The organism is Thermoplasmatales archaeon, from assembly GCA_014361245.1.
Classification (GTDB): Archaea; Thermoplasmatota; E2; order UBA202; family JdFR-43; genus JACIWB01.
In genome coordinates, this window is the sequence record JACIWB010000054.1 from 1 (window position 1) to 7,649 (window position 7,649).

General features: G+C 34.3%; 11 protein-coding genes. 1 reads left to right on the forward strand and 10 read right to left on the reverse strand.

Translation table 11 applies throughout. The annotated features are described in order from the left end of the window. From H5T45_06900 to mfnA, 10 genes are all read right to left on the reverse strand, one after another. A partial coding sequence (locus H5T45_06900) for a hypothetical protein (protein ID MBC7129434.1) occupies positions 1 to 269 on the reverse strand: 269 nt, incomplete at its 3' end. A 33-nt stretch (positions 270 to 302) separates the two neighbouring features. Further along, a complete protein-coding gene (locus tag H5T45_06905) occupies positions 303 to 1,091 on the reverse strand; it encodes a CPBP family intramembrane metalloprotease (protein MBC7129435.1) in 789 nt (262 codons plus the stop codon). Positions 1,092 to 1,485: 394 nt separating this feature from the next. Continuing rightward, the gene (locus tag H5T45_06910) at positions 1,486 to 1,947 is read right to left on the reverse strand and encodes a riboflavin synthase (protein ID MBC7129436.1); all 462 of its coding nucleotides are present in this window, start codon (positions 1,945 to 1,947) and stop codon (positions 1,486 to 1,488) included. Then, the gene (locus H5T45_06915; protein MBC7129437.1) at positions 1,944 to 2,372 is read right to left on the reverse strand and encodes an FAD synthase; all 429 of its coding nucleotides are present in this window, start codon (positions 2,370 to 2,372) and stop codon (positions 1,944 to 1,946) included. Before H5T45_06915 ends, H5T45_06910 begins: the two co-directional genes overlap by 4 nt. Continuing rightward, positions 2,354 to 3,049, reverse strand: a complete 696-nt coding sequence (gene ribB / locus H5T45_06920) for a 3,4-dihydroxy-2-butanone-4-phosphate synthase (GenBank protein MBC7129438.1) — start codon at positions 3,047 to 3,049, stop codon at positions 2,354 to 2,356. Before ribB ends, H5T45_06915 begins: the two co-directional genes overlap by 19 nt. Beyond that, positions 3,033 to 3,242 (reverse strand): 30S ribosomal protein S17e, encoded by a 210-nt coding sequence (locus H5T45_06925; protein ID MBC7129439.1) that lies wholly within the window; start codon positions 3,240 to 3,242, stop codon positions 3,033 to 3,035. Before H5T45_06925 ends, ribB begins: the two co-directional genes overlap by 17 nt. A gap of 410 nt (positions 3,243 to 3,652) precedes the next feature. Next, entirely contained in the window at positions 3,653 to 3,817 is a 165-nt protein-coding gene (locus H5T45_06930; GenBank protein ID MBC7129440.1) for a hypothetical protein, read from the reverse strand. 267 nt (positions 3,818 to 4,084) lie between these two features. Further along, positions 4,085 to 5,059, reverse strand: coding sequence for a diphthamide biosynthesis enzyme Dph2 (gene dph2, locus H5T45_06935; protein ID MBC7129441.1), 975 nt, complete (start codon positions 5,057 to 5,059; stop codon positions 4,085 to 4,087). Continuing rightward, positions 5,037 to 5,579 (reverse strand): adenine phosphoribosyltransferase, encoded by a 543-nt coding sequence (locus tag H5T45_06940; protein ID MBC7129442.1) that lies wholly within the window; start codon positions 5,577 to 5,579, stop codon positions 5,037 to 5,039. Before H5T45_06940 ends, dph2 begins: the two co-directional genes overlap by 23 nt. Then, on the reverse strand, positions 5,576 to 6,658 hold the full coding sequence (mfnA, locus tag H5T45_06945; GenBank protein ID MBC7129443.1) for a tyrosine decarboxylase MfnA: 1,083 nt from the start codon (positions 6,656 to 6,658) through the stop codon (positions 5,576 to 5,578). The genes H5T45_06940 and mfnA overlap by 4 nt, the downstream gene beginning before the upstream one ends. 173 nt (positions 6,659 to 6,831) lie before the next feature. On the opposite strand from mfnA, the gene H5T45_06950 reads away from it, so the two are divergent. Then, the gene (locus H5T45_06950) at positions 6,832 to 7,323 is read left to right on the forward strand and encodes an IS6 family transposase (protein MBC7129444.1); all 492 of its coding nucleotides are present in this window, start codon (positions 6,832 to 6,834) and stop codon (positions 7,321 to 7,323) included. Positions 7,324 to 7,649 lie beyond the last annotated feature (326 nt).

Below are 7,649 nucleotides of genomic sequence, written 5' to 3' on the forward strand. Positions count from 1 at the left end.
TTAAAATTTTTCTTACTTAATCTTGTATAAACTGTGTCAGCATCTGGAATTTTATATTTTGTTATTTCTTCCAATCTTTTGCAACCATTTTCAAGGTATCTTCCCCTTATTGAGCAAAATGTTATCCCCTTCAAAATTTTTTCATCTTCATATATCGAATTTTTATTAGAATGAAAGTTAATAATATTTCTTACCAAACTAAAACAAAATCTATTTAATTTCCTTAAAGATTTACTATTTGCCTGAGGCATTATCCTTTCTTTTTCCATAATCTGGGATTTTGCCTCAGGAAATAATTTTTTCTAAATTTTCACTTTCGGAGATACTGCACGAACCATTCTTTTTGAGCCGAATATAATTAAAATAATTATTACAACGACTATGTTGATTATCAAGGAATATAAGCCCCCAAGAGATGTTGCCATTGCGGGAAAGATAAAATGAGATAGATTTCCCATCGTGTGGAAGATTAAAACTGCAAAAATGCTCCTTCCCGTATTATTATATATCCATGTGAAAAGAATGGAGAGGAAAATTGTGCCAAGAATAAAAGCAGGAATGGGAATATTGTGATATATATCTTGCCCGCTCATAAAAAATAGAGGAAGGTGCCATAACCCCCAAACAACCCCAAGAAAAATACTGGAAAGAAGAGCACTATAACGAGCTTGCAATCTATCAAGAGCATATCCTCTCCAGCCAAATTCTTCAGCCAAAGGACCGCCCAAAAACAAAATATAGAAAAATGCGGGTATTATAACCAAGGGTTGAGATAAAATTGCAATTTCAGCGTAGCTACCGCTAAGAATAGATAGCAAAAGAGAAAATCCCACAATAGCTGGCATTAGGAAAAATATAGGAATCCACCATATCTTCTTGAATCTGAAATCAATACCTCTCTTAAGCAATTCTTTAACTCCATTTAATCCATCATTTGCGTAGGTAAGGATAAAAGCAGACAAAGTTGGACCAAATGGGGCAAGATAAAGGCGAAAATTCCATAAAACTTCAGGAAGCCAAAGCAACCATGACCAAGCAAAAGCCACTAAAAAGAATAGCAACAGATTTCTTTTCTCATCTGGCGTATCCATTTTTATGTATACACTTTAAATTATTAAGTTTTGTGATTTGCAGTAGATAAGCTAAAAACATCAAAAACGCCCGCAACCGCCAGTCAGCCCATTTTATTTCCCTCTTGTTTTCAATCTTTCTTGGATTTCATTGCTCTTTAGCTCCTTGATTGCATCTTTGGCAATCCATTTAGCACTTTTGCTTTCTTATCTTTAAAAGCTAACTAACCCATTAAGGCAAATCCCGTCCTTTTAACAAATTTTTCGTCTCTTTCCCTCTATTCTATGAAGATTTCCCATAATCAAACTCCTTCAACAGATTTGGGATTAGAAAAAGATTTCAGCTTTTTAAAAACTTCTCTATTTCGCCAACTTCAACCAAATATCGATCTGAGGAGCAAAGTTTTTGCAATTCTTACAGTGGGCCTGCATCTTCAAAACCCTGTCTTTGCCCTGTGCCTGCTTGCCTTTGCAATTTTTCTGGATGGAATAGCAAATTTATTACATTTAAGGCATGCTCTCTTGTTCTCCTTTCAGCAAGCCAAGCAAGCTCTTTTTCATCCTTTGCCTCATCTTCATGAACAAAAACTTCGATGATGTGCTTATTTGTAAGTATCTGAACCGCGAGCAAGCCAAGAGAAGCTTCATGAGCACACTGCTTGTCTATTGGCATTGCTCCTGGCATTCCCAAAGCCATAACTATATCGCAGTTTCTTTCTTCAATCAATTTTTTTGCTGCAACTGGCAAATCCTTTATTCCTGGAACTGTATATCTTTCAATTCTTATACCCACTGCATTTTTCTTCAATTCATCGATAGCTGCTTTTGCCATATCATATCTTGAAAAGGTTGTATCTGCTATACCAATTATTTTCATTTATATAGCGCCTCCATTTTCCTTATTTTTTCAACAATCTTTCTCGTCTTATTTAAATCTCCATCATATTTTCCGCATCTTACAATTTTTGCATTTATGCCTCTCCCCCTTAACTTTTCCTCAAGCCCTTCAAAATGCTGGTCATATCCAAGAGCTATTATATCTGGCTTTATTTCCTCAACTATTCTAAGAAAATCATCTTCATACCCAACAATTGCCTTATCAACTAGCTTCAATGCCTCAACAAGTTTTCTCCTTTCCTCAGCTGGCATTATCGGCTGATATTTCTTCTTCCTCACAGTTTCATCACATGCAACAACAACAATAAGCTCATCCCCGTATTTTTTCGCCTCTTCAAGATAATGCAAATGCCCTATATGAATTAAATCAAAAACCCCGCTCGCCATCACTCTCTTTCTTCCCATGCTTCCACCACATCACGCCCCTCAACAAAAACCATCCCGTGCTTTTCAGCATAATCCATCGCCTTCCTCTTGCTCAAGCTCTCCCCAAAATCGAGCATCTCACAGCCGGCCATAACAGGCGCCAGCCCCGCAAGCTCCGCAAGAGCAATTCCCAGCTCTGTATGCCCTTGCCTTTCTTTCAATAGCCTTTTTGCAGAAATGCATATTGGCACATGCCCCGGGCTCCTGAAATTTTTTCCAAAAATATGCATTGCTTCCTTGCTTTCAAGATTTTTTACCTCTTTAACAGTTTCAGCAAATTTAGATATTGTCATCGCTCTATCTATATCTCTTATTCCAGTAAAAGTTTTTCTGTGATTTATGGTGAGAGAGAAAGAGGATTTTGTATCATATGGAATATCATCTGGAATAATTTCCTTAAAAACATGCCATTTATCAGAGCAATTATAAATTATTTCTGAAAGATAGGGTAAGCCAAGTTTTTGAGCAATATCATAACTTACCATTATGAATATAAGTCCCCCTCCATCCCTCCGCATCCTATATATGGATTCTGGTTTAACAAATTCCGCATGAATAAAAAAATCAGTTTCCTCTTCCCTCCCATCAGCATCATATACAAGAATAAAATTACCTTTTTTTAACTCATTTATTGCTTCCTCAACTTCCTTCTTCATTTTTCTTCTTTCTATCCTCCATTATCCTTGCAATATAACCAGCAACCCTGTTGCGGGTATTTTTTGATTTTATTGTGGTGAATTTTTCAACCATCAATTTATTTTTTTCAAAATCATCACTAAATACATCTGGAAATTTGTTTATTAGCTCCAATGCTACATTTTTTATGAATGAAGGCTTTATGTTTCCCAATTGACCACCTTGCAAGAAATATGTTTTATATATAAAATGTTTTTTATTGCGGAAAAAGGTGATGTAGCATTATAATTGAAAACCTAATTTTTCACAGCAAAAATTTAATTTTTGAAATTACTTGTGAATGAGCGAAACTTTCTGTTTGCTTACCATTCTTAAATAAAAGAATAAGCAAAATCTTCAATTCCCTCCTTCTATAGCATTTGTAGATAAAGCCCCAATAAATTCATCATTTTCTTCTTTTATTTCCCTATGCATAATATAGGTTAGCATTTTTATATGCTAAAAAAAGAATCCTTGCCATAAACCAATTAAAATAGGAAGGAAAGCAAATCATTGACGATGTAGATGTGGTAAATAATATGCAACACAAAATCATCTGGATAATTTTTTATTTCTTCATTTCTTTATCTTTTTCTTAGTTCTTCAACATTTTTATATTTACTCTTCCTTTGCTTCTTTCCAAATTGAACCCTATCAAATGGCATTGAAACTCTCATCCATAAATAGAGCTCAACTACAAGCTTTCCATATTTGCATCTTAGTAGAAAGGTGTATTGCAGTTTTTTCATCTAAATATTCCTTTTTTAGCTGTGATTTGCAATGAAGCATCTTTCTGCTTCATCGTATTTTTCTAAAAAATTTCTGTATAGCCTCTACTAAGATATTAGAGAAAGCTTACACAAAGGATATTGCATTTTCCTCCCAACTAATTTACCAAATTTTTTCAGTAACTACGCTACATCACCGCGGAAAAAAAGAAAAAATTGATTGCTATTGAAATATCAAAATCTACGATAAATTAATATACAGCTCATGTAAAATATCTTTCAACCTTTTTAATAAATCTCATCCAGAACATAGTTCTCTCTTTCTTCAAACAAAATTTCCAGTTCAAAAGGGGTTAGCAACGGCTTTTTAAATTTTTCTGCATCATCAATAGCTATGCGAGGGCAGGCGGTGCATACGAAGCAATCAAAATCTAAGTAATTTATTTTTTCATCAATTTCATCCATAAGGAGAATGCATGCTTTTCTTCCTTTTTCTTCTACTTTTCTTCTTAATTTTTTTGCTAACTCCATTCTATTTTGCCCTGCTTTCCTGCTTGCTATTATCCCAAATTTTCTTGCATCTTTTGCTTTATAAATTGTAGCATATCTTTTTTTAATTATTTTTTCAGCCATATCTTTAATTTCCTCTTTATAAATTCTTTTTTCAACAGGATTTGCAACTATAACATCTTTTTTTGTTGCTATATATAGCCCAACAGGATGAAAAAAACCATCTCCTATAAAAACAAAACATTCAACATTTTTTGCTATCATTTTTGCTGAAGAAAAGTCGCATCCTAAAATCTGCCCATCATATTTTGTTCTCCTGCTTTTTTTACCAATGAAAACTTCATAACCTCTTTTTTCAAAAAATTTTTTACAATCCCCTATTTTATGAATAAAGGGAGTTATGCTTGCTAACCCAATATTTTTTCCTTTAATAAAGGGTAATGCATCTTCAAGAAAATTTTCATCAAAATCAAAAATTGCTTCAATGGCTGCAATACTGTATTTTTTCTTTAAATACGGCATTTCTGCTTCGCCAATAAAAATTATTTTATCTATTCCTTCGTACTCAAAAAAATCGCAAGCTCCATAACATGGCTCCCCAATAAAAAATGCTTCTTTTCCATTCTCTCCTAAAAAATCAATTATTTCTTGTGCATAATTGATAAAACCGGCTGGCAATCTAATTGCTATTTTACCCTTTGCCTCCTCGAGTAATTTATTTTCGTCAATTTTATAGTATCCTAACTTCATCATTCACTTCTATATCAACAAGCGTTTTTATCTTAATTCCTATTTTTTTCTCAATCTCTTCCTTATTCCCTTTATTTATTGCAATAAATATCCCTTTTATTTTTGCCCCAATTTCTTTCAATACATTAACAACCGCAATAAGTGTTCCACCAGTGCTTATAACATCATCAACAATAACAATCTCATCTCCTTTACTTATTCCATTTATATATAATCTTGTTTCTGAATATCCCGTCTTCTGTATAACCTCCTTCTCTCCAGGCAGAGAATATTTCCTCTTCCTCACTATTGTAAATGGCAATCCAGTTTTAAGAGATAATGCTGTTGCTATGGGTATGCCCATCGCTTCAATGGTTAAAATCCTATTACAGGGAGGCATTTCTTTTATTATTTCATCAACAATTTCTTCAACAATTTCTGGCTCAATAAATGGTATTCCATCAGTTACGGGATGAACAATATAATTATAATCGCCTTTCTTTATAATAGGTGCTTCTTTTATCGATTCTTTTAACAAACTCATTTTATCACCTTTTCTAAATCACCAACAAATTTATTAATCATTCTCTTGCTCACATGTGGCATAATAACACATCTTATTGTCCCATTTTCCTCATCTATACCCACAAACCATCCAATTTTAGCAAGTTTTTTTGCAACTTTAAACGCCTCATTTGTTTTTATCGCAACTATGTTAAGCTCTGGCTTAAAATATTCCACGCCCACTTCATCAAGCAATCCAGCCATATAAAAAGTTTTTTCCATACAGCTTTTAGCAACCTTCCTGTAGCCACTCCTTCCCACATGCCTCATCACCGCATAAGCAGAAACAACGCCCGCCCCAGGCCTTGTGCCAAGCAGGCTCGCCTGATATCTGGTATGGGTGCATTTGCTCCTTATCTTTATTTCTTCGAGCCAGCTTTTTTCCCTGAATATCAGAAAACCGCATGGAATGCATGCCATGCCCATCTTGTGAGCATCTACCGAAATGCTGCTTATTTTGCTTCTGAAATCAAATTTTTTTTCGCTAACAAAGGGAGCGATGAACCCTCCAAAAGCTGCATCAACATGCATGAAAACATTTTCCTCACTACATATTTCCGCTATTTCTTCTATCTCATCGATGTATCCAAAATTTGTGTTTCCAGCTATTCCCACAACACATAGTGTTTTTGAAGATATTTTTTTCTTCACATCTTTTGCTTTCATAAAAAATTTACAATTAACAAAATTCAGATTTAAATCAAGCAGATTTGCCGCCTTAATAAAGGAAAAATGTGCCTGCCTTGGCAGAACTATTTCATTCCCCCCGCTCAATTTTTTAAATATCCATAAAGATGTTATGTTGCTTTCAGTCCCTCCAGAGGTGGAAATTCCTCCATAGCTTGGCGGCGCATGCATCAGTTTTGCAATCCATTTTATTGCTTCTTCTTCAATTTCTTTAGTCCCAGGAAAAAGCTCATAATCGCCAAGATTTGTTTCCACGAACATTTGAAATGCTCTCCTTGCAACCCTGTGGGGCAATGTGCACATCGAACCAATTATATTTTTAAATTTCGCATCCTTCTCCTTTGCTTTTTTCAATTCATCAAACAAATCCATAAAATTATATTTATGAATTTAATAATCTTTTAGGCGAATAAAGGTGCTGTTAGCTTAACCAAAATTTTCGATAAAAATATGCATCCCATCCTATAGATGCATTTGGTGATAAAATGCAAAAAAGGGATGGGATGCAATTATTGAAATATTTATTGAAAGAAAAATGTATCATTATGAGAGAAAGAACCCCGGTGGAAATAATACTTTACAGCGTATTTCTGTATCTGTGCAGATTGTCGCTAAGGGATGTTTCTATGGCAATTCGCATATTCGTAAGGAGAAGCAGAACTGCCATATGGAAATGGCTGCACAAATTCGGGGGTGTATTGGAAAATAGCATCGCAGATAAAATGCCCTATTGTGTTGTCATTGATGAGACATCTCTTCAGATAGGGGATATGAATTTCTGGTTTTGGTTTGTCATTGAACCAGAAACAAGAAAGATTGTCTTCTTTATGATAAATAGGAGCAGAACAAACATGGCCTGTAAAAAATTGATTTGTGCGATGCAAAACATGTATGGAAAATTGCCATCTGTTGCTATAACAGATGGAAGGCCATATTTGATACTGAAAAGATACGGGATTCATCATGAGATTATTTCTGGGGGCATCAGAAATTATGTGGAAAGGGTAATTGAAACAATAAAAGATAGAACATTTTGATAACTATTTTCCAAGCAAGAGATGAAAAATAAAACATGTGAAGCTCTGGTTTTCCATTTATGTTTTCTATTATAATTGGATACGAAGCCATCAGAGTTTATCCAATAACTCCAGTTTTTTATTGTAGGGGGATAACAATGGATAATGAATATGAAAGATTTATAGTAGCGTTGTAGGAGGTGCTGCAATGCTAAAGTTAACGGCGGATACAGATTAGGCTTCATCATATAAAAGGCTAACCATTTTTGGTATAACTCGTAGCCTGAAAAATTTATAAAAAAATAAAGAGAGGATCCCATCATTTTTTTGATTAAAATGGGATGGGA

Bases quoted from the DNA above. Each gene is read 5' to 3' on its own strand.
- H5T45_06905 (MBC7129435.1), bottom strand. From the start codon at position 1,091: ATGGATACGCCAGATGAGAAAAGAAATCTGTTGCTATTCTTTTTAGTG.
- H5T45_06910 (MBC7129436.1), bottom strand. From the start codon at position 1,947: ATGAAAATAATTGGTATAGCAGATACAACCTTTTCAAGATATGATATG.
- H5T45_06915 (MBC7129437.1), bottom strand. From the start codon at position 2,372: ATGGGAAGAAAGAGAGTGATGGCGAGCGGGGTTTTTGATTTAATTCAT.
- ribB (MBC7129438.1), bottom strand. From the start codon at position 3,049: ATGAAGAAGGAAGTTGAGGAAGCAATAAATGAGTTAAAAAAAGGTAAT.
- H5T45_06930 (MBC7129440.1), bottom strand. From the start codon at position 3,817: ATGAAAAAACTGCAATACACCTTTCTACTAAGATGCAAATATGGAAAG.
- dph2 (MBC7129441.1), bottom strand. From the start codon at position 5,059: ATGATGAAGTTAGGATACTATAAAATTGACGAAAATAAATTACTCGAG.
- H5T45_06940 (MBC7129442.1), bottom strand. From the start codon at position 5,579: ATGAGTTTGTTAAAAGAATCGATAAAAGAAGCACCTATTATAAAGAAA.
- mfnA (MBC7129443.1), bottom strand. From the start codon at position 6,658: ATGGATTTGTTTGATGAATTGAAAAAAGCAAAGGAGAAGGATGCGAAA.
- H5T45_06950 (MBC7129444.1), top strand. From the start codon at position 6,832: ATGAGAGAAAGAACCCCGGTGGAAATAATACTTTACAGCGTATTTCTG.